General features: G+C 60.6%; 27 protein-coding genes. 26 read left to right on the top strand and 1 reads right to left on the bottom strand.

Going from position 1 to position 24,347, the window contains the following annotated elements:
• The first annotated feature begins 330 nt into the window (after positions 1 to 330).
• The 3 genes from rluC to sppA are packed head-to-tail and all read left to right on the top strand — an operon-like array spanning position 331 to position 2,949.
• Positions 331 to 1,287, top strand: a complete 957-nt coding sequence (rluC, locus tag KGA89_RS03615) for a 23S rRNA pseudouridine(955/2504/2580) synthase RluC (RefSeq protein WP_223470627.1) — start codon at positions 331 to 333, stop codon at positions 1,285 to 1,287.
• Complete coding sequence (locus tag KGA89_RS03610; RefSeq protein WP_028237408.1) at positions 1,277 to 1,939, top strand: HAD-IA family hydrolase; 663 nt, start codon at positions 1,277 to 1,279, stop codon at positions 1,937 to 1,939. Before rluC ends, KGA89_RS03610 begins: the two co-directional genes overlap by 11 nt.
• Positions 1,940 to 1,959: 20 nt before the next feature.
• On the top strand, positions 1,960 to 2,949 hold the full coding sequence (gene sppA, locus KGA89_RS03605; protein WP_223470626.1) for a signal peptide peptidase SppA: 990 nt from the start codon (positions 1,960 to 1,962) through the stop codon (positions 2,947 to 2,949).
• A gap of 161 nt (positions 2,950 to 3,110) precedes the next feature.
• Here sppA and KGA89_RS03600 read toward each other — a convergent pair whose 3' ends face one another.
• Complete coding sequence (locus KGA89_RS03600) at positions 3,111 to 3,689, bottom strand: Maf family protein (protein WP_003204264.1); 579 nt, start codon at positions 3,687 to 3,689, stop codon at positions 3,111 to 3,113.
• Positions 3,690 to 3,794: 105 nt separating this feature from the next.
• Between KGA89_RS03600 and KGA89_RS03595 the strand changes: the two genes are divergently transcribed.
• From KGA89_RS03595 to araH, 23 genes are all read left to right on the top strand, one after another.
• A complete protein-coding gene (locus KGA89_RS03595; RefSeq protein ID WP_003204262.1) occupies positions 3,795 to 4,322 on the top strand; it encodes a YceD family protein in 528 nt (175 codons plus the stop codon).
• Between the two features lie 13 nt (positions 4,323 to 4,335).
• Positions 4,336 to 4,518, top strand: a complete 183-nt coding sequence (gene rpmF, locus KGA89_RS03590) for a 50S ribosomal protein L32 (protein WP_003179396.1) — start codon at positions 4,336 to 4,338, stop codon at positions 4,516 to 4,518.
• 4 nt (positions 4,519 to 4,522) lie between these two features.
• Complete coding sequence (gene plsX, locus KGA89_RS03585) at positions 4,523 to 5,533, top strand: phosphate acyltransferase PlsX (RefSeq protein WP_263292827.1); 1,011 nt, start codon at positions 4,523 to 4,525, stop codon at positions 5,531 to 5,533.
• Positions 5,534 to 5,656: 123 nt separating this feature from the next.
• The gene (gene fabD, locus KGA89_RS03580; protein ID WP_003204258.1) at positions 5,657 to 6,595 is read left to right on the top strand and encodes an ACP S-malonyltransferase; all 939 of its coding nucleotides are present in this window, start codon (positions 5,657 to 5,659) and stop codon (positions 6,593 to 6,595) included.
• A gap of 15 nt (positions 6,596 to 6,610) precedes the next feature.
• Positions 6,611 to 7,354: a 3-oxoacyl-ACP reductase FabG gene (fabG, locus tag KGA89_RS03575; protein ID WP_003204256.1), complete on the top strand. Its 744-nt coding sequence runs from the start codon at positions 6,611 to 6,613 to the stop codon at positions 7,352 to 7,354.
• 191 nt (positions 7,355 to 7,545) lie between these two features.
• A complete protein-coding gene (gene acpP, locus KGA89_RS03570; protein ID WP_003175607.1) occupies positions 7,546 to 7,782 on the top strand; it encodes an acyl carrier protein in 237 nt (78 codons plus the stop codon).
• A 108-nt stretch (positions 7,783 to 7,890) separates the two neighbouring features.
• On the top strand, positions 7,891 to 9,135 hold the full coding sequence (gene fabF / locus KGA89_RS03565; RefSeq protein WP_003204255.1) for a beta-ketoacyl-ACP synthase II: 1,245 nt from the start codon (positions 7,891 to 7,893) through the stop codon (positions 9,133 to 9,135).
• Entirely contained in the window at positions 9,135 to 9,950 is an 816-nt protein-coding gene (gene pabC, locus KGA89_RS03560) for an aminodeoxychorismate lyase (RefSeq protein ID WP_003204252.1), read from the top strand. Before fabF ends, pabC begins: the two co-directional genes overlap by 1 nt.
• 3 nt (positions 9,951 to 9,953) lie before the next feature.
• Positions 9,954 to 11,114 (top strand): endolytic transglycosylase MltG, encoded by a 1,161-nt coding sequence (gene mltG / locus KGA89_RS03555; RefSeq protein WP_003204249.1) that lies wholly within the window; start codon positions 9,954 to 9,956, stop codon positions 11,112 to 11,114.
• A 19-nt stretch (positions 11,115 to 11,133) separates the two neighbouring features.
• Positions 11,134 to 11,766 (top strand): dTMP kinase, encoded by a 633-nt coding sequence (gene tmk, locus KGA89_RS03550; protein ID WP_003204247.1) that lies wholly within the window; start codon positions 11,134 to 11,136, stop codon positions 11,764 to 11,766.
• The gene (locus KGA89_RS03545) at positions 11,759 to 12,745 is read left to right on the top strand and encodes a DNA polymerase III subunit delta' (protein WP_003204245.1); all 987 of its coding nucleotides are present in this window, start codon (positions 11,759 to 11,761) and stop codon (positions 12,743 to 12,745) included. The genes tmk and KGA89_RS03545 overlap by 8 nt, the downstream gene beginning before the upstream one ends.
• A gap of 65 nt (positions 12,746 to 12,810) precedes the next feature.
• Positions 12,811 to 13,167, top strand: coding sequence for a PilZ domain-containing protein (locus KGA89_RS03540; RefSeq protein ID WP_003204243.1), 357 nt, complete (start codon positions 12,811 to 12,813; stop codon positions 13,165 to 13,167).
• A gap of 11 nt (positions 13,168 to 13,178) precedes the next feature.
• Positions 13,179 to 13,973, top strand: coding sequence for a TatD family hydrolase (locus tag KGA89_RS03535; protein WP_223470625.1), 795 nt, complete (start codon positions 13,179 to 13,181; stop codon positions 13,971 to 13,973).
• Positions 13,974 to 14,357: 384 nt separating this feature from the next.
• On the top strand, positions 14,358 to 14,996 hold the full coding sequence (locus tag KGA89_RS03530) for a TetR/AcrR family transcriptional regulator (RefSeq protein WP_003204240.1): 639 nt from the start codon (positions 14,358 to 14,360) through the stop codon (positions 14,994 to 14,996).
• Positions 14,997 to 15,149: 153 nt separating this feature from the next.
• Entirely contained in the window at positions 15,150 to 16,118 is a 969-nt protein-coding gene (locus KGA89_RS03525) for a GTP 3',8-cyclase MoaA (protein WP_223470624.1), read from the top strand.
• A gap of 188 nt (positions 16,119 to 16,306) precedes the next feature.
• A complete protein-coding gene (locus KGA89_RS03520; protein ID WP_003204236.1) occupies positions 16,307 to 16,912 on the top strand; it encodes a DUF4823 domain-containing protein in 606 nt (201 codons plus the stop codon).
• A gap of 16 nt (positions 16,913 to 16,928) precedes the next feature.
• The gene (locus tag KGA89_RS03515) at positions 16,929 to 17,489 is read left to right on the top strand and encodes a DUF1285 domain-containing protein (protein ID WP_013693990.1); all 561 of its coding nucleotides are present in this window, start codon (positions 16,929 to 16,931) and stop codon (positions 17,487 to 17,489) included.
• Between the two features lie 176 nt (positions 17,490 to 17,665).
• Entirely contained in the window at positions 17,666 to 18,412 is a 747-nt protein-coding gene (locus KGA89_RS03510) for a FadR/GntR family transcriptional regulator (protein WP_003204233.1), read from the top strand.
• A complete protein-coding gene (locus KGA89_RS03505; protein WP_223470623.1) occupies positions 18,409 to 19,284 on the top strand; it encodes an SMP-30/gluconolactonase/LRE family protein in 876 nt (291 codons plus the stop codon). Before KGA89_RS03510 ends, KGA89_RS03505 begins: the two co-directional genes overlap by 4 nt.
• A 236-nt stretch (positions 19,285 to 19,520) precedes the next feature.
• Complete coding sequence (locus KGA89_RS03500; RefSeq protein ID WP_024616941.1) at positions 19,521 to 20,339, top strand: SDR family oxidoreductase; 819 nt, start codon at positions 19,521 to 19,523, stop codon at positions 20,337 to 20,339.
• Positions 20,340 to 20,514: 175 nt separating this feature from the next.
• Entirely contained in the window at positions 20,515 to 21,519 is a 1,005-nt protein-coding gene (locus KGA89_RS03495) for a substrate-binding domain-containing protein (RefSeq protein ID WP_003204227.1), read from the top strand.
• A 75-nt stretch (positions 21,520 to 21,594) separates the two neighbouring features.
• On the top strand, positions 21,595 to 23,139 hold the full coding sequence (araG, locus tag KGA89_RS03490) for an L-arabinose ABC transporter ATP-binding protein AraG (protein ID WP_003204225.1): 1,545 nt from the start codon (positions 21,595 to 21,597) through the stop codon (positions 23,137 to 23,139).
• A 10-nt stretch (positions 23,140 to 23,149) separates the two neighbouring features.
• A complete protein-coding gene (gene araH, locus KGA89_RS03485; RefSeq protein ID WP_003204223.1) occupies positions 23,150 to 24,118 on the top strand; it encodes an L-arabinose ABC transporter permease AraH in 969 nt (322 codons plus the stop codon).
• Positions 24,119 to 24,347: the final 229 nt, after the last annotated feature.

The following is a 24,347-nucleotide window of genomic DNA, read 5'->3' as shown; positions in this document are numbered from 1 at the left end:
ATTTAGGCGTTGTTTCCGAAGCATTCGCTCGGGGTCGTCCGCAGCTGACTGCACTTTGTGAACTGGCCGTGAATGTGGCGCGCAAGGCGAGTCAAAACTCTGCTTTGCGGCGTATTTCAGGCCTCATGTCACCTGCGCTCGTTACACCTGAAAACTCTACCGTTACGTAGCGAAAGCCCCGTAGGACGGCCTCTCGTCCTCGTGAATTGCGTTGGTCAGGGCCGGTTTTTGACCGTTAGTCCACTGTCCAGCCACTTTTGGCGGCGTTCGCGACTATAGCAGCAATGATTAAGTGCTTCAATTCCATAAAAAATTGTTATGATCGCCGCCATGACAACTACTGCCCCTTCGACCCCTGGCGTTCAACTGCTCGAGGTCTCGCCGGAATATGCCGGCCAACGAATCGATAACTTCCTGCTGGCCCGGCTCAAAGGCGTGCCCAAGACCTTGATCTACCGCATATTGCGCAAAGGCGAAGTGCGGGTGAACAAAGGTCGGATCAAGCCCGAGTACAAGCTCCAGGCTGGTGACATCGTGCGCGTGCCGCCGGTTCGCGTGCCCGAGCGCGATGAGCCGGTGCCCCTGGCCCAGGGGCTGCTGCAGCGCCTTGAAGCCTCGATTATCTTTGAAGACAAAGCCCTGATCGTGATCAACAAGCCCGCGGGCATTGCGGTTCACGGCGGCAGCGGCCTGAATTTCGGTGTGATCGAAGCCTTTCGTCAGTTGCGTCCGGACGCCAAGGAGCTGGAACTGGTCCATCGCCTCGACCGCGACACCTCCGGCTTGCTGATGATCGCCAAGAAACGCAGCATGTTGCGCCACCTGCACGAGCAGTTGCGCGGCGACGGCGTCGACAAGCGCTACATGGCGCTGGTGCGTGGCCGCTGGGAAACCTCCATCAAGCAGGTCCGTGCGCCGTTGCTCAAGAGCAACCTGCGTTCCGGCGAGCGCATGGTCGAAGTCAATGAGGAGGGCAAGGAGGCGCTGACGGTGTTCAAGGTGCTGCGCCGCTTCGACGACTTTGCCACCCTGATCGAGGCCAAGCCCGTGACCGGGCGTACTCACCAGATCCGTGTCCACACCTTGCATGCCGGGCATTGCATTGCTGGCGACAGCAAATACGGCGATGACGATTTCACCAAGGAAATTCGCGATCTGGGCGGCAAGCGCCTGTTTCTCCATGCTTACATGCTGACCGTGCCGCTGCCCGATGGTGGCGAGCTGAAATTGCAGGCCCCGGTGGATGACATGTGGGCCAAGACCGTGGAGCGGTTGAGTGCATCCTGACTACAAACTGCTGATCTTCGATTGGGACGGCACTCTGGCCAACTCCATTGGTCGGATCGTGGAGGCGATGCATGTCGCCTCGGACCGTATGGCGTTTGCCCGATGCGACGACTTGGCGGTGAAAGGCATCATCGGTCTCGGGTTGCCAGAAGCCATTCGCAGCCTGTATCCGGAAATTGACGACAATGAGCTGGTGGTTTTTCGCCAGCATTACGCCGATCACTATATCGCGCTGGACGCCGAGCCTTCACCATTGTTCGATGGCGTGGCGGGTACGCTGGAGGCTCTGCGTACCGAGGGCTATCACCTGGCTGTCGCGACCGGCAAGGCTCGTCGCGGGCTGGATCGAGTGCTCAAGTCCCATGGCTGGGAGGATTATTTCGATATCACCCGTGCCGCGGATGAAACCGCCAGCAAGCCGCATCCGCTGATGCTCGAGCAGATCCTGGCGCATTGCAACGTGCGGCCGGATGAGGCGCTGATGGTGGGGGATTCGTCATTCGACCTGCAGATGGCGCGCAACGCCGGCATGGGCTCGGTGGCGGTCAGCTACGGCGCTCAAACGATCGAGGCACTGCGGGCATTCGAGCCGCGACTGGCCATTGATCATTTTCCTGAGTTGCACGCCTGGCTGAGCCAGCGGGCTCTTTAAGTTTTGCTGGGGATTCACGCATGACCGATGAATGGAAAGCACCTGTCAAGGCGAGCGCCGAGAGCGGGGATGACAAAAGCTGGAAGCTGTTGGAAACAACCTTGCTCGCCAGCGTGCAGGAACAGCGTCGCTCCCGTCGCTGGGGTATTTTCTTCAAATTGCTGACCTTTACTTATCTCTTTGTTGCATTGGCGCTGTTCACGCCGCTGATGGACATGGAGAAAAGCGCTGTCGCCGGCCCGGCGTATACCGCTTTGATCAATATCGAGGGCATGATCGCCGACAAAGAGCCTGCCAGCGCCGACAACATCGTCGGTAGCCTGCGGGCCGCCTTCGAGGACTCGAAGGTCAAGGGCGTGGTGCTGCGCATCAACAGTCCCGGCGGTAGTCCGGTGCAATCGGGATACGTCTACGACGAGATCGTGCGGTTGCGCGCATTGCACCCGGAGATCAAGGTGTATGCGGTCATTTCCGATCTCGGTGCTTCCGGTGCCTATTACATTGCCAGTGCGGCGGACCAGATCTATGCCGACAAGGCCAGCCTGGTGGGCTCCATTGGTGTGACAGCGGCCGGCTATGGCTTTGTCGGGACCATGGAGAAACTGGGCGTGGAGCGTCGTGTGTATACCTCCGGCGAGCATAAATCCTTCCTTGATCCGTTCCAGCCGCAAAAGCCTGAAGAAACCGCTTTTTGGCAGAGCGTGCTCGACACCACTCACAAGCAATTCATTGCCAGCGTCAAGAAGGGCCGAGGCGAGCGCCTGAAGGACAAGGAGCATCCGGAGCTGTTCTCCGGGCTGGTCTGGTCGGGGGAGCAGGCATTGCCGCTGGGCCTGATCGACGGCTTGGGCAGTGCCAGTTCGGTGGCGCGGGATGTGATCGGTCAGAAGGACCTGGTGGACTTCACGATCGAAGAGTCACCGTTCGATCGCTTCTCGAAAAAGCTGGGGGCAAGCATCGCCGAGCATCTGGCGATGTGGATGGGCTTCCAGGGGCCGACGTTGCGCTAGCTCCTCGTTTCGCGCGATCTTCTGTGGTGAGGAGATTGCCGTGGGAGCAAAGCTTGCTCGCGATGAGCGATAACTCGGCAGGCCTGTATCATCACGGGCCTGCATCGCGGGCAAGCCTTGCTCCCACAAACGAATTCATTCGCCACACATTGTATGTTGGATCAGGGAACCTGCACGCCCTCGGCCAGCAACATATCCACAAGACGAATCAGTGGCAGGCCGATCAGGCTGGTGGCGTCTGGCCCTTCGGTGCTCTGGAACAGGCTCACGCCAAGTCCTTCGGCCTTGAAGCTGCCGGCGCAGTCGTAAGGCTGCTCGGCCCGCAGGTAGCGTTCGACGCGCTCTGGGTCCAGGGTGCGCATGGTGACGGTAAACGGAATGCAGTCGACCTGGCAGGTGCCGGTCTGGCTGTTGAGCAGTGCCAGGCCGGTCAGGAACGTGACCTTGGTGCCGCTGGCAGCCAGCAGTTGCTCGCGAGCGTTCTCGAAGGTGTGAGGCTTGCCCAGGATGCGTTCGCCGAGCACGGCGACCTGGTCTGAACCGATGATCAGGTGCGCCGGGTGGCTGTCGGCCAGTGCCAGGGCTTTTTCCCGGGCCAGGCGCTTGACCAGTTCAAGGGCGGGCTCGCCGGGGCGATGGCTTTCATCGATGTCGGGTGAGCAGCAGACGAACGGCAGTCCCAGGCGGGCAAGCAATTCCCGGCGATAGACCGAGCTTGAGGCAAGTAATAAAGGCAGCATGGGCGGCTCCAAAAGGCAGGGCTGAATTCTAGCGAGGCGCGCAAGTGACGGACAGGGCTGAATTTCCTTTGACATGGCCGGGGGCATCCCTATAATGCTGCGCCTATGTTGAATGACCCGATTCCACCTCACGTTGACCCGCGCAAATTGGCTGACCGTGGCACCACCCTTCAAGGTGAACTGCTGCTGGCCGATTTGAAGAGACTCTGCGACCCGCTTTCCGACGATGTCGGTACGGTCCAGGCCAAATTCGTTTTTGAACGAGATGAACGTAAATCTGTGGTTATCCACAGCTTTATCGACACTGAAGTCAAAATGGTTTGCCAGCGTTGTCTTGAGCTGGTCACCCTGCCGATCCACAGCGAGTGCAGTTACGCCGTGGTGAAGGAGGGTGCGAATACCCAGTCGTTGCCGAAAGGTTATGACGTGCTGGAACTGGGCGAAGATCCATTGGATCTGCAGTCACTGATCGAGGAGGAGCTTCTGCTCGCCTTGCCCATTGTGCCTGCTCATCATCCGGAAGAATGCCAGCAGCCGGCGGGAGCAGATGAGCCCGAACCGAGCGAGGACGAGGTAACGCGGTCCAACCCGTTCAGTGTATTGGCGCAGTTAAAGCGTGACCCAAACGTTTAGGAGTTAATCAATTATGGCTGTTCAGCAGAACAAAAAATCCCGCTCTGCCCGTGACATGCGCCGTTCGCACGACGCTCTCGAGGCTAGCACCCTGTCCGTAGAAAAAACCACTGGTGAAGTTCACCTGCGTCACCACGTATCGCCAGAAGGCGTATACCGTGGTCGTAAAGTGATCGACAAGGGCGCTGACGAGTAATCACTTGTCCGCTCAAGTCATCGCGATTGACGCAATGGGCGGGGACTTCGGTCCCCGCAGCATTGTTCAGGCCAGCCTCGCTTGTCTGAATGCTACACCCTCGCTGCACCTGACCCTCGTCGGTCAACCCTCCCTCCTGGAAGAAATGCTCAGCGGCCAATCGGCTGTCGATCGCGCGCGCCTGACTATTGCCCCAGCGTCCGAAATCATCACTATGGACGAAAAGCCGGCCCGGGCCCTGCGCGGCAAGCCCGACGCCTCGATGAGGGTGGCCCTTGAGCTGCTGCGCGATGGCAAGGTCCAGGCATGCGTCAGCGCTGGCAATACCGGTGCGCTGATGGCGCTGTCTCGCTACGTGCTCAAGACCTTGCCGGGTATCGACCGGCCTGCGATGGTGGCGGCGATCCCGACCCAGCGTGGGTTCTGTCAGTTGCTCGACCTGGGGGCCAACGTCGATTGCAGTGCCGAGCATTTGCTGCAATTTGCGGTGATGGGCTCGGTCGCGGCGGAAACCCTGGGCATCGTGCGCCCGCGTGTGGCGTTGCTGAACATCGGCACTGAAGACATCAAGGGTAACCAGCAGGTCAAACTGGCGGCCACGCTGCTACAGGGCGCGCGCGGCATCAACTACATCGGCTTCGTCGAAGGCGATGGCTTGTACCGTGGCGAGGCCGATGTGGTGGTGTGCGATGGCTTCGTCGGCAATATCCTGCTCAAGTCCAGCGAAGGCCTGGCCACCATGATCGGCCAGCGCATCGAGACCTTGTTCAAGCAAAGTCTGGCCTCGCGGGTAGTCGGCGCCCTGGCGCTGCCGTTGATGCGTCGGTTGCAGGCTGACCTGGCGCCGGCGCGGCACAACGGTGCGAGTTTCCTCGGGTTGCAGGGGATCGTGATCAAGAGCCATGGTTCGGCGGGCGTGCAGGGTTTCCAGAGCGCGATCAACCGGGCAGTGATCGAGATCCAGGAAAACCTGCCGGAGCGCCTGCATGGTCGCCTCGAGGATTTGTTAACTTAGGCGTTTTCGTCCGACAATGCTTAAATGTGACCGGTCGGTTCAAGCCGCCATCCAACTCTCAGTTTCCTAGCGCCCCCAGGGGCGTCAATTTTTGACGACAAGATCATTAGGGGCTTTGTTTTCATGTCTGCTTCCCTCGCATTCGTCTTTCCAGGACAGGGCTCGCAGTCCCTCGGCATGCTGGCCGAGCTGGGCGCGCAATACCCGCTGATCCTCGAAACATTCAAAGAAGCTTCCGATGCGCTCGGCTATGACCTCTGGGCACTGACCCAGCAAGGGCCGGAAGAGCGCCTCAATCAAACCGATAAAACCCAACCAGCCATCCTGACTGCCTCGATCGCGTTGTGGCGCCTGTGGCTGGCTGAAGGCGGCGCGCGTCCGGCATTCGTCGCCGGTCACAGCCTGGGCGAATACAGCGCCCTCGTAGCCGCTGGCAGCCTGAGCCTGGGCGACGCGGTGAAGCTGGTGGAGCGTCGTGGCCAGTTGATGCAGGAAGCGGTTCCGGCCGGGCAGGGCGGCATGGCCGCGATCCTCGGCCTGGAAGACGCCGATGTGCTGGCCGCCTGTGCCGAAGCGGCGCAAGGCGATGTAGTCAGTGCGGTGAACTTCAACTCCCCGGGCCAAGTGGTTATCGCCGGTGCCAAGGCCGCTGTCGAGCGCGCCATCGAGGGTTGCAAGGCCCGTGGTGCCAAGCGCGCCATGCCACTGCCGGTCAGCGTGCCGTCGCACTGCGAACTGATGCGTCCGGCTGCCGAGCGCTTTGCCGAATCCATCGCCGCCATCGACTGGCAGGCCCCGCAGATTCCCGTGGTGCAGAACGTCAGCGCCAACGTGGCGCCGGATCTCGAGACCCTCAAGCGTGATCTGCTGGAGCAACTCTACAAGCCGGTTCGCTGGGTCGAATCGGTGCAGACCCTGGCGGCCAAGGGCGCGACCGAGCTGGTCGAATGCGGCCCTGGCAAAGTGCTGGCAGGCCTGAACAAACGCTGCGCCGAAGGCGTGTCGACTTCCAACCTCAACACCCCAGACGCCTTCGCTGCCGCCCGTGCAGCGCAGGCCTGAACAGGAGAAGCTTGCATGAGTCTGCAAGGTAAAGTTGCACTGGTGACCGGTGCAAGCCGTGGCATCGGCCAGGCCATCGCCCTGGAACTGGGTCGTCAAGGCGCCATCGTTATCGGCACTGCGACTTCCGCTTCGGGCGCCGAGCGTATCGCTGCGACCCTGAAGGAAAACGGCATCCAAGGCACCGGCCTGGAGCTGAACGTCACCAGCGACGAATCCGTTGCGGCGGTGTTGGCAAGCATTCAGGAGCAGTTCGGTGCGCCGGCGATCCTGGTCAATAATGCCGGTATCACCCGCGATAACCTGATGATGCGCATGAAAGATGACGAATGGTTCGACGTGATCGACACCAACTTGAACAGTCTGTACCGGCTGTCCAAGGGCGTTTTGCGTGGCATGACCAAGGCTCGCTGGGGTCGAATTATCAGTATCGGTTCGGTTGTGGGTGCCATGGGCAACGCAGGCCAAGTAAACTATGCTGCGGCGAAGGCCGGTCTGGAAGGTTTCAGTCGTGCGCTGGCGCGTGAAGTGGGTTCGCGCTCGATTACGGTAAACTCGGTTGCACCGGGTTTCATCGACACCGACATGACCCGTGAACTGCCAGAAGCACAGCGTGAAGCCTTGTTGACGCAGATTCCGCTGGGTCGTCTGGGGCAAGCTCAAGAAATCGCGTCCGTGGTCGCTTTTCTTGCGTCGGACGGTGCGGCATACGTGACCGGGGCTACAATCCCGGTAAACGGCGGGATGTACATGAGTTAAATGTGACGGATTGCTTCAAAAAAATGTCATACGAGCTGTCTAAAATCCGTTATAAAGCTGCAATCAATTTATAGACGGCGGGCCGCAGGGTTTGAGGAGTGAAGCTTTCGGTTGAAAAACCGAAAAGTTCTTCTATACACTTACCCACCGGCCAGCTGCCTGAATTTGTCCATTAGGAGTGAAAACAAGGTATGAGCACCATCGAAGAGCGCGTCAAGAAAATCGTTGCCGAGCAACTGGGCGTTAAAGAAGAAGAAGTTGTGAACACCGCTTCCTTCGTTGAAGACCTGGGTGCCGACTCCCTTGACACTGTTGAGCTGGTGATGGCTCTGGAAGAGGAATTCGAGACCGAGATTCCTGACGAAGAAGCTGAGAAGATCACTACTGTACAAGCTGCTATCGACTACGTTACCAGCCACCAGGCGTAATCGTTTTTAGTCGTCGCTAGCTGTCATGGAAAAACCGCACTGCCATCACGGCGTGCGGTTTTTTCTTTAGGCCTGATGCAAAGTCGTCATTAGAAAAAGGAGAGTGCTGTGTCGCGTAGACGCGTCGTAGTCACCGGTATGGGTATGTTGTCGCCACTGGGCACGGATGTGCCGAGCAGTTGGCAGGGCATTCTGGCTGGCCGCAGTGGCATTGGTCTGATCGAACACACCGACCTTTCTGCCTATTCCACCCGTTTTGGCGGCTCGGTAAAGGGCTTCAATGTCGAGGAATACCTGTCGGTCAAGGAAGCTCGCAAGCTTGACCTGTTCATTCAATACGGCTTGGCAGCCGGTTTCCAGGCAGTGCGCAACGCCGGGCTGGAAGTCACCGACGCCAACCGTGAACGCATCGGCGTGGCCATGGGTTCGGGTATTGGCGGCTTGACCAATATCGAAGAAACCAGCCGCACGCTGCACGAGTCGGGGCCGCGACGGATTTCTCCGTTCTTCGTGCCGGGCTCGATCATCAACATGATTTCCGGTTTCCTGTCCATCCACCTGGGTGCCCAGGGACCCAACTACGCCATTGCCACGGCGTGCACCACCGGTACCCACTGCATCGGCATGGCCGCGCGCAACATCATGTACGACGAAGCCGACGTGATGATTGCCGGTGGCGCCGAGATGGCGGCTTGCGGCCTGGGCATGGGTGGCTTTGGCGCTTCCCGTGCGCTGTCGACCCGCAACGACGAGCCCGCCCGTGCGAGCCGGCCGTGGGACAAGGGCCGCGATGGCTTCGTGCTGTCCGACGGTGCCGGTGCGCTGGTGCTCGAGGAACTGGAGCACGCCAAGGCGCGCGGCGCGACCATCTACGCCGAACTGATCGGCTTTGGCACCAGTGGCGATGCGTACCACATGACGTCGCCACCGGCCGATGGCGCCGGTGCTGCCCGGTGCATCGCCAACGCCTTGCGTGATGCGAAGCTCAATGGCGAGCAGGTGCAATACATCAACGCCCACGGCACTTCGACCCCGGCCGGCGACCTGGCCGAAGCCCAGGCGATCAAGACCGTGTTCGGCGAGCACGCCTACAAGCTGGCGGTCAGCTCGACCAAGTCCATGACCGGTCACCTGCTGGGTGCGGCAGGGGCGGTGGAAGCGATCTTCAGCGTCCTGGCGATCAACAGCCAGACAGCGCCGCCGACCATCAACCTCGATGAGCCGGACGAAGGTTGCGACCTGGACTTCGTGCCGCACACTGCCCGCGGCATGGACATCGATGTGGTGCTGTCCAACTCCTTCGGCTTTGGCGGGACCAACGGTTCGCTGGTGTTCCGCCGGTTCGCCGGTTGATGGAAAGCTGGGTCGACGGTCAGCCGGCCGACGTCCTGTCGCTGAAAGATCGTGGCCTGGCTTACGGCGATGGGTTGTTCGAAACCCTCGCCGTGCACGCTGGCGGGCCAGTGTTGCTGGACCGTCACCTGCAACGCCTGGAAGCCGGTTGCCGGCGGTTGGCGCTCAACGTTGACATGAGCGCGTTGAGCACCGAGCTGAATGCCTATGCCCGGTGCCTGGGCAACGGCGTGCTGAAGTTGATCGTGACCCGTGGCGACAGTCTGCGCGGTTATGCCGCAGATCCCTTGGCCCCGGCCCGACGCATCCTGCAAGGGAACCCGCCAGCCGCTTATCCTGCCGCCCATGCCGAACAAGGCGTTCTTCTGTTTCCCTGCAGCGTGCGGTTGTCCGAGCAGCCCTTGCTCGCTGGTCTCAAGCACCTCAATCGCCTGGAACAAGTGCTGGCTCGTGCCGAATGGAGCGACGGGCAGTATGCCGAGGGCTTGATGCTGGATACGTCCGGGCGGGTGATCGAAGGTGTGTTCAGCAACCTGTTCCTGGTGCGCGATGGCGTGTTGTTCACGGCCGACCTGAGCCGTTGCGGCGTGGCCGGCGTGATGCGCGCAGAATTATTGTTTCAAGCCAAGTCCCAAGGCATCGCCACGCAAATCACGGATATCAGTCTCGAACAGTTGCACCAGGCTGATGAAGTCTTCGTCTGCAACAGCGTTTATGGCGTGTGGCCGGTACGCGGATGCGGTTCGGCGCGCTGGTCGGTTGGCCCGCTCACCCGTAAACTGCAAACCCTTGCCCGTGCGCTATTGGATGTTTGATTCGTGAGACGTAAATTCTTGCTGCTGCTGGAGACCGGACTGGTTCTGGCAGGGCTGTTGTTGGGCGCTTCGGCCTGGAAGATTCATTCGGCGCTGCAACAGCCGCTGAACATCACCCAGGAAGAATTGCTGGACGTGCCCAACGGGACCACCCCGACCGGAACCCTCAAGCGCCTCGAAGCCGATGGCCTGATCAAGGACGCCTTCTGGCTGCGGATCTATTGGCGCTTCAATCTCGCCGACCAGCCACTGCATTCCGGTGAATATCGGATGGTGCCGGGCATGACCATGGAAGGCCTGATCGGTGTCTGGAAGCGCGGCGAAGTGGTGCAGTACAGCGTGACGCTGGTGGAGGGCTGGAATTTCCGTCAGGTGCGCGCGGCGCTGACCAAGGATGAAAAACTCCAGCAGACTCTCACCGGCCTGAGCGACGCCCAGGTCATGGACCGTCTTGGTCACTCCGGGATATTTCCCGAAGGCCGGTTCTTCCCGGATACCTATCGCTTCGTGCGCGGCACCTCGGATGTCGACCTGCTGAAAAAAGCCTACGACCGCCTGGAAGACGTGCTCGCCAAGGAGTGGGCACAGCGTGCCGCCGATGTGCCTTACACCCAGCCGTATCAAGCGCTGATCATGGCGTCCCTGGTGGAGAAGGAAACCGGTGTGCCCCAGGAGCGCGGGCAGATTGCCGGCGTCTTTGTGCGGCGCATGCGCCTGGGCATGCTGCTGCAGACCGACCCCACGGTGATCTATGGTCTGGGCGAGCGCTACACCGGCAAACTCACCCGCGCCCATCTGAAAGAAGAAAACCCCTATAACACCTACCTGATCCCGGGCTTGCCGCCGACGCCGATTGCGATGGTGGGGCGCGAAGCGATTCATGCGGCATTGAACCCGGCGTCGGGCAATAGCCTTTACTTCGTCGCGCGTGGTGACGGCAGCCACGTGTTTTCCGATGACCTGGAGTCGCACAACAACGCGGTGCGCGAATTCCAACTCAAGCGCCGTGCCGATTACCGCTCCAGCCCGGCTCCGGCAACATCGGACGAGCAGGCACCGATTCCCGCGGCATCACCCGACACGGCGCCCGACGCTGTACCCCAGGTGCCGCCCCAAGTACCTGCTCCCGAACCGGATGCCAGCGAGCCGCCGAGCCCGCAATGACTTTGATTAAGGATCGCCTGTGACTGGCTTGTTTATAACGCTGGAAGGCCCGGAAGGCGCCGGCAAGAGCACTAATCGCGAATACCTGGCCGAACGCCTGCAGGCCGCTGGCATCGAGGTGGTGTTGACCCGTGAGCCGGGCGGTACGCCGCTGGCCGAGCGAATTCGCGAGGTGCTGCTGGCGCCCATTGAAGAGGTCATGAACCCCGACACCGAGCTGTTGCTGGTGTTCGCCGCCAGGGCACAGCATCTGGCCGAGGTGATTCGCCCGGCGCTGGCCCGTGGCGCGGTGGTGCTCTGCGATCGTTTTACCGATTCGACCTATGCCTACCAGGGCGGCGGCCGGGGCTTGTCCGTGGAGCGCATCGCCGCGTTGGAAGCCTTCGTCCAGGGTGACCTGCGGCCAGACCTGACCCTGGTGTTCGACCTGCCGGTGGAAATCGGCCTGGCCCGCGCCAGTGCCCGTGGCCGCCTGGATCGTTTCGAGCTTGAGGGCCAGGCTTTCTTCAATGCCGTGCGCAATGCCTTCCTGAGTCGCGCCAAGGCCGATCCGGCGCGTTACCTGCTGATCGATGCCGCGCAACCGCTGACCCAGGTCCAACAGTCCCTGGACGGCTTGCTGCCGCGTTTGCTGGAGCGTGTCCGTGGCTGAAGCCTATCCCTGGCAAGACGGCCTCTGGCAGCAACTGGCCGGTCGTGCCCAGCATGCCCATGCCTATCTGTTGCACGGCCCGGCCGGCATCGGCAAGCGGGCACTGGCCGAGCGCCTGATGGCCAGCCTGCTGTGCCAGCGCCCGGGTGTCTCGAATGCCTGCGGCGAGTGCAAGTCCTGCCTGCTGCTCAAGGCGGGCAGCCATCCCGATAATTACGTGCTGGAACCGGAAGAGGCGGACAAGGCGATCAAGGTCGACCAGGTTCGGGACCTGGTCAGCTTCGTGGTCCAGACCTCGCAGATGGGCGGGCGCAAGGTGGTGCTGATCGAGCCGGTCGAGTCGATGAACATCAACGCCGCCAACGCCTTGCTCAAAAGTCTTGAAGAGCCTTCCGGCGACACCGTGTTGCTACTGGTCAGCCACCAGCCGAGTCGCTTGCTGCCGACCATCAAGAGTCGCTGCGTGCAACAGGCCTGCCCGCTGCCGAGCGAGGCGATGAGCTTACAGTGGCTGGCCCAGGCCTTGCCCGACAGCAGCGACGAAGAGCGTGTCGAGTTGCTGACCCTGGCGGCCGGCTCGCCCCTGGCGGCTGTCAGCCTTCAGGCCCAGGGCGTGCGGGAGCAGCGGGCCTTGGTGGTGGAGGGGGTCAAGAAACTGCTCAAGCAGCAGCAATCCCCCACGCAACTGGCCGAGGGTTGGAACGCGATCCCGTTGCTCTTGCTGTTTGACTGGTTCTGCGACTGGTCGAGCCTGATCCTGCGTTACCAATTGACCGAGGATGAGGCTGGCCTGGGGTTGGCGGACATGCGCAAGGTGATCCAGTACCTGGCGCAAAAAAGCAGCCAGGATAAAATCTTGAACATTCAGGACTGGATTCTTGCCCAACGTCAGAAGGTGCTGGGCAAAGCGAACCTCAATCGGGTGCTGTTGCTCGAGGCGCTGTTGGTGCAGTGGGCGAGTTTGCCTGGTCGAAACTGACAGACACGGCCTAGTGTCCTGTGATACAGGACACTAAACTCAGCTCAATCGCAGCGGAGATCAGCATGAACGAACCTGTCAGTCCCGGGCCACGCAACGGTATCCTGTCCCTGACCATCAAGGACAAGTCGGTGCTCTACGCCGCCTACATGCCCTTCATCAAGAACGGCGGCCTGTTCATTCCGACCAACAAGAATTATCGCTTGGGCGATGAAGTGTTCATGCTCTTGAGCCTGATGGATGAAGCGGAAAAGATCCCGGTCGCCGGCAAGGTGATCTGGATGACGCCCAAAGGCGCCCAGGGCAATCGGGCCGCCGGCGTCGGTGTGCAATTCAGCGACGGCGACAATTCCGCCCGCAATCAGATCGAAACCCACTTGGCCGGCTCCCTGAAGTCCGACCGTCCCACCCATACGATGTAGCCCGGCCTTTTATGCTTGTAGATTCCCATTGTCACCTTGACCGTCTCGACCTCGCTGCCCATGGCGGCTCCCTGGATGCTGCGCTGGACGCGGCCCGTGAACGGGGTGTCGGTCATTTCCTGTGCATCGGCGTCAGCGCCGACAACGCCGCCGACGTCAAGGCCCTGGCCGAACGTTATGCCGATGTCGATTGTTCGGTCGGTGTTCATCCGCTGGATGTCCAGCCCGACGCTGCGCCGGCGCTCGATTGGTTGTTGCGTGAGCTGGACCATCCACGGGTGGTCGCCATCGGCGAAACCGGCCTGGACTATCACTACGAACCGCAAGCCGCTGACGTGCAGCAGGCGTCATTCCGGCTGCACCTGGAGGCCGCCCGACAAACCGGCAAGCCGGTGATCATCCACACCCGTGGCGCCCGGGCCGACACCCTGGCCTTGCTGCGTGACGCCGCGCTGCCCCAGGCCGGGGTGCTGCATTGCTTCACCGAAGACTGGGACATGGCCAAGGCCGCCCTGGACATGGGCTATTACATTTCCTTGTCCGGGATTGTCACGTTCCGCAATGCCGATGCATTGCGCGACGTTGCCAGCAAAGTGCCGGCTGATCGGCTGTTGGTGGAGACCGACTCGCCTTACCTGGCGCCCATTCCCTATCGTGGCAAGCCGAACCTTCCGCAATACGTACGGGAAGTGGCAGAGTTCCTGGCGATGCTGCGCGGTGAGTCCTACGAGCGGTTTGCCGAGCAGACGACGGAGAATTTTAAGCAATTGTTTCCGCTGGCTCATGTGCGGGCGGCGCAAGCCTGAATTCCATGCAAAAAAAACCCGGGTTCTGGGGGGTGAATCCGGGTTAAGACCATTAGGAGTAAAACAAAGGTACGCGGTCCGTTGGTACCTTCATCAGCGCGTCACTTGGGGGAGATGTCGCGCCGACAGTTCAAGTATTGATCAGTATGCCAACCCGTCCAGTCTGGCCGGGGCGGTTTTTAAACAAATTTGGAATACGCTCGCTTCGGATAAGTTCTCACTGTCGCCAAAGCTCGCAGGCACGGCGCATTGGCGTGAGAAACGGTGAGCCGGGTGTGTACGGTTTTGTGAAGAACAGTGGCCGAGAACGGATGATCCGTGCATTTTTGCGTAAGTTAGGCATAATACCCGGCTTCGAATTTTGACCCTTCAGACCTTTTTCTTATGCACAAAGAACCCCGTAAGGTCCGTGAGTTTCGCCGCCGCGAGCAGGAAATTCTCGACACCGCGCTCAAGTTGTTCCTCGATCAGGGTGAAGACAGTGTCACCGTCGAGATGATTGCGGATGCCGTGGGTATCGGCAAAGGCACGATTTATAAACATTTCAAATCCAAGGCGGAGATCTACCTGCGCCTGATGCTCGACTACGAGCGCGATTTGAACGAGCTGCTGCACTCGGCCGATGTGGACAAGGACAAGGAGGCCCTGTCCCGGGCCTACTTCGAGTTCCGCATGCGCGACCCGCAGCGCTACCGCTTGTTCGATCGCCTGGAAGAGAAGGTGGTCAAGGGCAACCAGGTGCCGGAGATGGTCGAGGAGTTGCACAAGATCCGCGCCTCGAACTTCGAACGCCTGACCCTGCTGATCAAGGGCCGGATCAGCGAAGGCAAGCTTGAAGACGTGCCGCCTTATTTCCATTACTGTGCTGCCTGGGCGCTGGTGCACGGTGCGGTGGCGCTGTATCACTCGCCGTTCTGGAGCAACGTGCTGGAAGATCAGGAAGGTTTCTTCCAGTTCCTGATGGACATCGGCGTGCGCATGGGCAACAAGCGCAAGCGCGATACCGACGTCCCTAGCAGCTAAGGCCGCACGGGCCAAGACATTCAGCTGCCTTATTGCGCCATGTCCGCTTACATGGCGCAGTGTCCCAGTAATATACTCAGGCTTGGGTCTTGCGAAATCTTGATTTCTAGGTCAATTTTCGCGAGTCCGATTTTTCTTGTGCCGGAGTGATCCATGATCGTTGACCGTCAAGGCAGGCGTTTCCGTAATCTGCGGATCAGCCTGACCTCAGCCTGCAATTACGCCTGTACCTATTGCGTGCCTGATGGCAAGCGGTTGGTGGCTGCGCAGGATGAACTGTCGGCCGAGGCCATGGCGCGTGGTGTGGCCTATCTGATCGAGGCCGCCGGCATCGAGCGGCTGCGCATCACTGGCGGCGAACCGTTGGTCAGCCCCAAGCTCGAGCGTTTCATGACGGCGGTGGGGCAGATGGGCCTGGAGGACATCAGCCTGACCACCAATGGCCAGTTGCTGGCGAAAAAACTGCCGTTGCTGGTAGACGCCGGTATCCGTCGCATCAACGTTTCCCTCGACACCCTGGACCCCGCCGCGTTTCGCAGTATCGCCCGTGGCGGCGACCTGGCGACCGTGCTCGGCGGCATGGAACAGGCTCGGGCCGTCGGGATGAAGATCAAGGTCAACATGGTGCCGTTGCGCGGGCAGAATCTGGACCAGGTGATGCCTTTGCTCGAATACTGCCTGGAACGTGGCTATGAGTTGCGTTTCATCGAGTTGATGCGCATGGGACACCTGGCCAGCGACTCCAACGCCTTCCTGCAGCAGTTCGTCAGCCTCCAGCAATTGCTCAGCCTGATCGGCGATCAGTACGAATACCTGCAAGCCGATGCGCCGGTGGATGCCACTGCGGTGCGCTATGAGATACCGGGGTTGGGTCACTTTGGCGTGATCGCCAACGAAAGCGTGCCTTTCTGCCGTACCTGCTCACGGTTGCGGTTGTCTTCCACTGGGTGGCTGCATGGCTGCCTGTCGTCGAGCAACCGTCACTTCGTCGGCGACCTGCTGGACAAGCCCCGTCACCAGGCATTGCCGGCGCTTCAGCGCTTGTTGGTCAAGGCGTTGGGGGACAAGCAGGAAGTGGCATTCTCCGGCGGCGCGACCATCATGAAAATCATCGGCGGCTGATCTATTGCTATCGCGGGCAAGCCTTGCTCCCACATGATAAGCGTCGTACTTGTGGGAGCAAGGCTTGCCCGCGATAGCAATTTTCCATTCACTTGGATACATCTGACCCCCATCTCGATGAGCTGGCGCAAAAGCTGCATCCCACGACCATTCGCCGGTTTTCCGACACCGGTTTTTTGGAGGGTAGGATGCGTAGCCTGGTTTTGCTGCTGGCCGTTTTGGCGCTTGGTGGCTGCATGAATGTCAGCGACATGGGAGAGGGCGTTCGTTATCACATGAGCGACGCCGGCCTGCTGGACCATAGCGACAGCCGTCGTGTGAACAACCTGCGTATTCAGCCCGACTCGTTCATCTACATCGCCCAGGGCGCCTTTGCTCCGCCAGGCAGTGCTTACCCGCGTCCCAACGTCGTGGCCGAAGAGGCCTTCAATGGCTTCATCGAATATTTCCCCATGGTCCGTCGCGCCCGCGTTCCCGAGGGCCTCGACCAGGCCATGGGTGAAGCCCGCTCCGCCGGTGCCCATTATTTGCTGTACACCCGCTTCGCCAAGGCTGACAACCGCATCGGCAACACTGACGAATGGCAGGATGAAGAAGCCTTGGATCGCCTGGGTGTCGATACCAGCGTGATTCAAATCATGTTGATCGAGACCAGCACCCAGTATTTGATTGATACTGCACGGATCAAGAGTCGTGGCGGTTTACTGACGTTGCACGACAAGCAGCCACAAGACCTCATCGCCACGCCTTTGCGTGAATATGCCCGCAGCCTGCTGGGGATGAGCGACGAATAAATAATCAGGAGTCACCATGAGCGGACCGCAAAAAGCCAATGATTTGCTGGGGCAGATCCCCAAGACCAAAGGCCTGCCGCCGGTCCACTTGTGGAATCCCGACTTCTGCGGCGACATTGACATGCGCATCGCCCGGGACGGCACCTGGTACTACCTGGGTACGCCCATCGGGCGAAAGCCGATGGTCAAGTTGTTCTCTACCATCATCCGCCGCGACGGCGATGATTACTTCCTGATTACCCCTGTGGAAAAAGTCGGCATCAAGGTCGATGACGCGCCGTTCGTGGCCGTGACCCTTGAGGTCGAAGGGCAGGGGGAAGGGCAGTTGTTGCGCTTCACCACCAATGTCGAGGAAACCACCGAGGCCGGTGCCGAGCATCCGCTGCGGGTGGTGATCGATCCCCAGACCCAGGAACCCGCGCCCTACGTGCATGTGCGCAGCAATCTCGAAGCACTGATCCATCGCAATGTGTTTTACCAACTGGTGGAGCTGGCGGTCAGCCGCGAGATCGACGGGCAGCGCTGGTTGGGCGTGTGGAGCGGCGGCGAGTTCTTCCCTATCGGCCTGGAACCGTAAACCCTGTGGGAGCGAGCTTGCTCGCGAAGGCGCCGGCGCATCCAACCTCATTCTCCACTGACCCACCGCTATCGCGAGCAGGCTCGCTCCCACAGTGGCCAAGTAAAATTCAAATTGACACCCAATCATATGATGATTAGCGTGGGCCTCCAATAAGAGTGGCCCGCGGGGTTTTCATGTCCAGCAGTTTTCATGCATCGACCGTCGATTGGCTGGGGGGCTGGATAGCCGCCGGCCAGGTCAAGCCTGGGCAAACCATCAAGGTCGAAGCGGACTTGGGCGAGCAACTGGGCGTCAGTCGCACAGTGATTCGCGAGGCGATCAAGACCCTGGTGGCCAAAGGCATGCTGGAAGTCGGACCGAAAGTCGGCACGCGGGTACTGCCGGTGCGGCGCTGGAATCTGTTCGACCCCCAAGTGGTTGGCTGGCTGTCACGCAGCGGCCTGCCGGAAAATTTTGTCGATGACTTGCTGGACCTGCGTCGCACCATCGAGCCGATGGCGGTGCGCTGGGCCTGCGAGCGGGCCACGGCCGATCAGGTGCAGGCGATCCGCCTGGCCTACCATGCGCTGGAGCGAGCCGTGGACAGCGGTGCCGATTACAACCGTGCCGACCAGTTTTTCCATGAGTGCATCCTGGCCGCCAGCCATAATCAGTTCATCGAGCAAATGGTCCCGGCCCTCGGTGCGCTGCTGGCGGTGTCGTTCGAAGTATCGGCGGCCGACCCGGATGAACTGCGCCGCACCTTGCCCATCCACAAGGACATCGCCGACGCCATCGCCGCTCGTGACGCGGCGCGTGGCGTCTGGGCCTGCATGACCCTGATCGATAACGCTGACCTGGCCATCAAACGCTTTTACCCCAATGTCATGGCCGGTCGAACAGACGCTGCCGGACAAGCCGGGAACGGGAGGTTTCAATGAAGTGGACGGCTGTGACGGAACACCGGGCGAAGTTGGGCGAGGGGCCCTTCTGGGACGAGCCGACCCAGGCGTTGTATTGGGTCGATATCGCCGGCAAGCAGGCACTGCGGCTGATCGGCGCCAACGTACAGATCTGGCAGATGCCCGAGCATGTGTCCGCTTTCATTCCAACCCAGAGTGGCGACGCCCTGGTGACCCTGAGCAGTGGTGTCTACCGCCTCGATCTCGATTCTCCGGGCCTGGAACCGCGCCTGACGCTGCTGTGCATGGCCGATCCCCAGCCAGGCAATCGTCCCAACGAGGCCCGTTGCGATGGCCAGGGTCAACTGTGGCTCGGCACCATGCAGAACAATATCGGTGACGAAGGCGAGGACTTGCCGATCGAGCGGCGCTCCGGCGGGCTGTTTCGCGTCGCCGGTGATGGTCGGGTCATGCCCTTGCTGCGCGGGCTGGGCATTCCGAACACCTTGCTCTGGAGCCCCGATGGCACCACGGTGTATTTCGGCGATAGCCTGGATGGCACGTTGTATCGGCACTTTATCTACCCTGAGGGCAACCTGGCGCCTGCCGAAGTCTGGTTCGGCCCCCATCCCCGTGGCGGCCCGGATGGCTCGGCGATGGATGCCCGGGGCTATATCTGGAACGCCCGCTGGGACGGCAGTTGCCTGCTGCGGCTGAGCCCGGACGGCCAGGTCGATCGGGTGATCGAACTGCCTGTCAGCCGCCCGACCAGTTGTGTGTTCGGCGGCGAAGACCTCAAGACGTTGTACATCACCAGCGCGGCGAGCCCATCGGGTCATCCGCTCGATGGTGCCGTGCTGTCGATGCGTGTCGATGTGCCTGGCGTGGCGTGTACAAGGTTTGCAGGTTGAATCCCAAAATATGGGATGTAAATATATATATTGAGATTATTTGGCAGGCGGGTTTATAGTCGGCTCCATCGGCAATACGCACTCACACTAAAAAAACAAAACAGGTGAAGTGATGCAACGATCTTTCCCCGTACGCCCCGGCGGCGTACGCCGGCCACTGTTCTTTCAAGCGCCTTTGCGCCGGTCATCCGTGGATGCCCGGTTTTTGTCGTGCCCGCGCGCAGGAGGCTTGAACCATGGCTGAGCCTTTGGTCTTGCCACCCGTGCCAGAGCCACCGAAGGGCGAGCGCCTGAAAGACAAGGTCGTGCTGTTGACCGGTGCCGCCCAAGGCATTGGCGAGGCCATCGTCGCGGCGTTCGCGTCGCAACAGGCCCGGTTGGTGATCAGTGATATCCAGGCGCAGAAGGTCGAGGCGGTGGCCGCCCACTGGCGTGAACGTGGGGCCGACGTGCAAGCGCTGCAGGCCGATGTGTCGAAGCCGCAGGACTTGCAGGCCATGGCCCGGCGCGCCGTCGAGCTGCACGGTCGCATCGATGTGTTGGTCAACTGCGCCGGCGTCAATGTCTTCCGCGACCCGCTGGAAATGACCGAAGAGGACTGGCGCCGCTGCTTCGCCATCGACCTGGATGGCGCCTGGTACGGTTGCAAGGCGGTGTTGCCACAGATGATCGAGCAGGGCGTGGGCAGCATCATCAACATTGCCTCGGTCCATTCGTCCCACATCATTCCCGGCTGTTTCCCTTACCCGGTGGCCAAGCATGGCCTGCTTGGCCTGACTCGCGCCCTGGGCATCGAATACGCGCCCAAAGGGGTACGCGTCAACGCCATCGCCCCGGGTTATATCGAAACCCAACTGAACGTCGACTACTGGAACGGCTTTGCCGATCCCCATGCCGAACGCCAGCGTGCGCTGGATCTGCACCCGCCACGGCGTGTCGGGCAACCGATCGAAGTGGCAATGACGGCCGTGTTCCTGGCCAGTGACGAAGCACCGTTTATCAATGCCTCATGCATCACCATCGATGGGGGACGTTCGGTCATGTACCACGACTGAATATTCCTGGATTGCAGTGGGAAACTTCGCCTGTAATCCAATCATCATACGATATGACTATTCAGGCCTATGCTGTGTAGCAACTTGCTGTAACCGCCCAGCCTGCGCATTTCCACCGACGGTGGAGCAGAAACCTGGACGTTTGGCTTTCAATAAAAAAAACAAGGAGTCAACTATGAAACATCGTCGTGGGATCCGTTCCCTGTGTCGCGCCGCCCTGGCGGTTACCGCGGTCAGCCTCAGCAGCCACTTGCTGGCGGCCGATGCGGTAAAAATTGGTTTCCTGGTCAAGCAGGCCGAGGAGCCTTGGTTCCAGACCGAATGGGCGTTTGCCGAGAAGGCGGCCAAGGATAAAGGCTTCCAGTTGATCAAGATCGCCGTGCCCGACGGCGAGAAAACCCTTTCGGCCATCGACAGCCTTGCCGCCAACGGGGCCAAGGGCTTCGTGATCTGCCCGCCGGACGTATCCCTCGGCCCGGCCATCATGGCCAAGGCCAAGCTCAACGATCTCAAGGTGATTGCCGTGGACGACCGTTTCGTCGACGCCAGCGGCAAGTTCATGGAAGACGTGCCGTACCTGGGCATGGCCGCATTCGAGGTGGGCCAGAAACAGGGCGCCGCCATGGCTGCTGAAGCGAAAAAACGCGGCTGGGATTGGAAAGAAACCTATGCGGTGATCAACACCTACAACGAACTGGACACTGGCAAGAAGCGCACCGACGGTTCGGTCAAATCCCTTGAGGAGGCCGGTATCCCGAAAGACCACATCCTCTTCGCCGCCCTGAAAACCCTCGACGTACCCGGCAGCATGGACTCCACCAACTCGGCCCTGGTGAAACTGCCAAGCGCCGCGAAAAACCTGATCATCGGTGGCATGAATGACAACACCGTGCTGGGCGGCGTGCGCGCCACCGAAGCCGCCGGGTTCAAGGCGGCCAATGTGATCGGCATCGGCATCAACGGCACTGACGCTATCGGTGAGCTGAAAAAGCCTAACAGCGGCTTCTTCGGTTCGATGCTGCCAAGCCCGCACATCGAAGGCTACAAGACCGCCGAAATGATGTACGAGTGGATCACCACCGGCAAGGAGCCGCCGAAGTACACCGCCATGGACGAGGTGACGCTGATCACCCGGGAGAACTTCAAGCAAGAGCTGGAAAAAATCGGCCTGTGGAACTGACGGCCGGTTGATTCAAAAGCGGCCCTGGTCACATGAGTGGCGGGGTCGCTTGATCTCTGTAAGTTCGAGGTGGTTATGCAAGCGCAAACAGCGACACGGCAACACAACATCGGCGGCAGCTTGCGATTCAACGGGATCGGCAAGTCCTTTCCCGGCGTGCAGGCGCTGGCCAATATCAGTTTCGTTGCCCATCCGGGGCAGGTCCATGCCTTGATGGGTGAAAACGGCGCCGGCAAGTCCACGCTGCTCAAGATCCTGGGCGGTGCCTACATCCCGAGCAGCGGCGACTTGCAGATCGGCGAACAGACGATGGCGTTCAAAGGCACCGCTGACAGCATCGCCAGTGGTGTGGCAGTGATTCACCAGGAGCTGCACCTGGTGCCGGAAATGACCGTCGCTGAAAACCTGTTTCTCGGCCATTTGCCGGCGCGTTTCGGCCTGGTCAATCGTGGTGTGCTGCGCCAGCAGGCGCTGACGCTGCTCAAGGGCCTGGCCGACGAAATCGACCCGCAGGAAAAGGTCGGGCGCCTGTCCCTCGGTCAGCGCCAACTGGTGGAAATCGCCAAGGCCTTGTCCCGTGGCGCCCACGTCATTGCTTTCGACGAACCCACCAGTAGCCTGTCGGCCCGTGAAATCGACCGTTTGATGGCGATCATCAGTCGACTGCGGGACGAGGGCAAAGTGGTGCTCTACGTCAGCCACCGCATGGAGGAGGTGTTCCGCATCTGCAATGCGGTGACGGTGTTCAAGGACGGTCGTTACGTGCGGACCTTCGAGAACATGAGCGAGTTGACCCATGATCAACTCGTCACGTGCATGGTCGGTCGCGATATCCAGGACATCTATGATTACCGTCCTCGGGAGCGCGGCGATGTGGCGCTGCAAGTGAAGGGCCTGCTGGGGCCGGGCTTGCGCGAACCGGTGAGTTTCCAGGTGCACAAGGGCGAGATCCTCGGCTTGTTCGGGCTGGTCGGCGCCGGTCGTACGGAGCTTTTTCGCTTGCTCAGTGGCCTGGAGCGCCAGCGCGAGGGCAGCCTGGTCCTGCACGGTAAGGAGCTGAAACTACGTTCTCCACGGGATGCCATCGCCGCGGGCGTTCTGCTCTGCCCGGAGGATCGCAAGAAGGAAGGCATCATCCCGTTGGGCAGTGTGGGCGAGAACATCAACATCAGTGCGCGTCCGTCTCATTCCACACTTGGCTGCCTGTTGCGTGGCGACTGGGAGCGGGGTAATGCCGACAAACAGATCAAGTCGCTGAAAGTGAAGACGCCGGCGGCCAGCCAGAAAATCATGTACCTGTCCGGCGGGAACCAGCAGAAGGCGATTCTTGGTCGCTGGCTGTCGATGCCGATGAAAGTCCTGCTGCTGGACGAGCCTACTCGTGGCATCGACATCGGCGCCAAGGCGGAGATCTACCAGATTATCCACAACCTGGCGGCCGACGGTATCGCGGTGATTGTGGTGTCCAGCGACCTGATGGAAGTGATGGGCATTTCCGACCGAATCCTGGTGCTCTGCGAAGGGGCCATGCGCGGCGAGCTGCCGCGTGACCAGGCCAACGAATCCAATCTGCTGCAACTGGCGCTGCCGCGCCAACGCGTTGCCGACGCGGCGAACTGAGAGGTAAATCATGACCATTCAAAACAATGCACTGCCAACGGCACGCAAACCCCTGGACCTGCGCCGTTTCCTGGATGACTGGGTCATGCTGCTGGCGGCCATCGGCATCTTCGTGCTCTGCACCCTGATGATCGACAACTTCCTGTCGCCGCTGAACATGCGCGGGCTGGGCCTGGCGATTTCCACCACCGGCATCGCGGCCTGCACCATGTTGTATTGCCTGGCGTCCGGGCACTTCGACTTGTCGGTCGGTTCGGTGATTGCCTGTGCCGGCGTGGTCGCGGCGGTGGTGATGCGCGACACCAACAGCGTGTTCCTCGGCGTCAGTGCGGCGCTGGTGATGGGGCTGATCGTCGGCCTGATCAACGGCATCGTCATCGCCAAGCTGCGGGTCAACGCCTTGATCACCACACTGGCGACGATGCAGATCGTCCGCGGCCTGGCCTACATCTTTGCCAACGGCAAAGCGGTGGGGGTGTCGCAGGAATCGTTCTTCGTGTTCGGCAACGGCCAATTGTTCGGCGTACCGGTGCCGATCCTGATCACCATCGCCTGCTTCCTGTTTTTCGGTTGGCTGCTGAACTACACCACCTATGGGCGCAATACCATGGCCATCGGTGGCAACCAGGAAGCGGCGTTGTTGGCGGGGGTGAACGTTGATCGCACCAAGATCATCATCTTCGCCGTGCATGGCGTCATCGGCGCCCTGGCCGGGGTGATCCTGGCATCGCGCATGACCTCGGGCCAACCGATGATCGGCCAGGGCTTCGAACTGACCGTGATCTCGGCTTGCGTGCTAGGTGGGGTGTCGTTGAGCGGTGGCATCGGCATGATTCGCCACGTCATTGCAGGCGTGCTGATTTTGGCGATCATCGAAAACGCGATGAACCTGAAGAACATCGACACCTTCTACCAATACGTCATCCGCGGCTCGATCCTGCTGCTGGCGGTGGTGATCGACCGCTTGAAACAACGCTGAACAACGGCGAACACTGGCGACTGACCTACCGCCATCGCGAGCAAGCTCGCTCCCACAGGATTTTGTGCCAGGGCTCAGAACCCCGGCACAGCACAGAGCCAGTGTGGGAGCAACTGTCTTGGATGATTTATTTAGCCATCTTTTCCAGGGACAGCGAGGCTCCCACAGCTCTGGGCTATGCAAGTCTGAAGGGGATTCCCATAATCACAATTCAGGCGATGCGGCCCTT

This window comes from Pseudomonas sp. A-RE-22 (assembly GCF_019956035.1).
GTDB classification, from domain to species: domain Bacteria; phylum Pseudomonadota; class Gammaproteobacteria; order Pseudomonadales; family Pseudomonadaceae; genus Aquipseudomonas; species Aquipseudomonas brassicacearum.
Note: the sequence above shows the minus strand (reverse complement) of the source record. Positions and strands in the feature narration are given on the sequence as shown.

Bases quoted from the DNA above. Each gene is read 5' to 3' on its own strand.
- KGA89_RS03525 (WP_223470624.1), top strand. From the start codon at position 15,150: ATGATCGTTGACCGTCAAGGCAGGCGTTTCCGTAATCTGCGGATCAGC.
- pabC (WP_003204252.1), top strand. From the start codon at position 9,135: ATGGAAAGCTGGGTCGACGGTCAGCCGGCCGACGTCCTGTCGCTGAAA.
- acpP (WP_003175607.1), top strand. From the start codon at position 7,546: ATGAGCACCATCGAAGAGCGCGTCAAGAAAATCGTTGCCGAGCAACTG.
- sppA (WP_223470626.1), top strand. From the start codon at position 1,960: ATGACCGATGAATGGAAAGCACCTGTCAAGGCGAGCGCCGAGAGCGGG.
- KGA89_RS03540 (WP_003204243.1), top strand. From the start codon at position 12,811: ATGAACGAACCTGTCAGTCCCGGGCCACGCAACGGTATCCTGTCCCTG.
- fabD (WP_003204258.1), top strand. From the start codon at position 5,657: ATGTCTGCTTCCCTCGCATTCGTCTTTCCAGGACAGGGCTCGCAGTCC.
- KGA89_RS03500 (WP_024616941.1), top strand. From the start codon at position 19,521: ATGGCTGAGCCTTTGGTCTTGCCACCCGTGCCAGAGCCACCGAAGGGC.
- rluC (WP_223470627.1), top strand. From the start codon at position 331: ATGACAACTACTGCCCCTTCGACCCCTGGCGTTCAACTGCTCGAGGTC.
- rpmF (WP_003179396.1), top strand. From the start codon at position 4,336: ATGGCTGTTCAGCAGAACAAAAAATCCCGCTCTGCCCGTGACATGCGC.
- araG (WP_003204225.1), top strand. From the start codon at position 21,595: ATGCAAGCGCAAACAGCGACACGGCAACACAACATCGGCGGCAGCTTG.
- KGA89_RS03600 (WP_003204264.1), bottom strand. From the start codon at position 3,689: ATGCTGCCTTTATTACTTGCCTCAAGCTCGGTCTATCGCCGGGAATTG.
- araH (WP_003204223.1), top strand. From the start codon at position 23,150: ATGACCATTCAAAACAATGCACTGCCAACGGCACGCAAACCCCTGGAC.
- KGA89_RS03495 (WP_003204227.1), top strand. From the start codon at position 20,515: ATGAAACATCGTCGTGGGATCCGTTCCCTGTGTCGCGCCGCCCTGGCG.
- KGA89_RS03515 (WP_013693990.1), top strand. From the start codon at position 16,929: ATGAGCGGACCGCAAAAAGCCAATGATTTGCTGGGGCAGATCCCCAAG.
- KGA89_RS03530 (WP_003204240.1), top strand. From the start codon at position 14,358: ATGCACAAAGAACCCCGTAAGGTCCGTGAGTTTCGCCGCCGCGAGCAG.
- KGA89_RS03505 (WP_223470623.1), top strand. From the start codon at position 18,409: ATGAAGTGGACGGCTGTGACGGAACACCGGGCGAAGTTGGGCGAGGGG.
- KGA89_RS03535 (WP_223470625.1), top strand. From the start codon at position 13,179: ATGCTTGTAGATTCCCATTGTCACCTTGACCGTCTCGACCTCGCTGCC.
- KGA89_RS03595 (WP_003204262.1), top strand. From the start codon at position 3,795: ATGTTGAATGACCCGATTCCACCTCACGTTGACCCGCGCAAATTGGCT.
- KGA89_RS03520 (WP_003204236.1), top strand. From the start codon at position 16,307: ATGCGTAGCCTGGTTTTGCTGCTGGCCGTTTTGGCGCTTGGTGGCTGC.
- KGA89_RS03510 (WP_003204233.1), top strand. From the start codon at position 17,666: ATGTCCAGCAGTTTTCATGCATCGACCGTCGATTGGCTGGGGGGCTGG.
- fabG (WP_003204256.1), top strand. From the start codon at position 6,611: ATGAGTCTGCAAGGTAAAGTTGCACTGGTGACCGGTGCAAGCCGTGGC.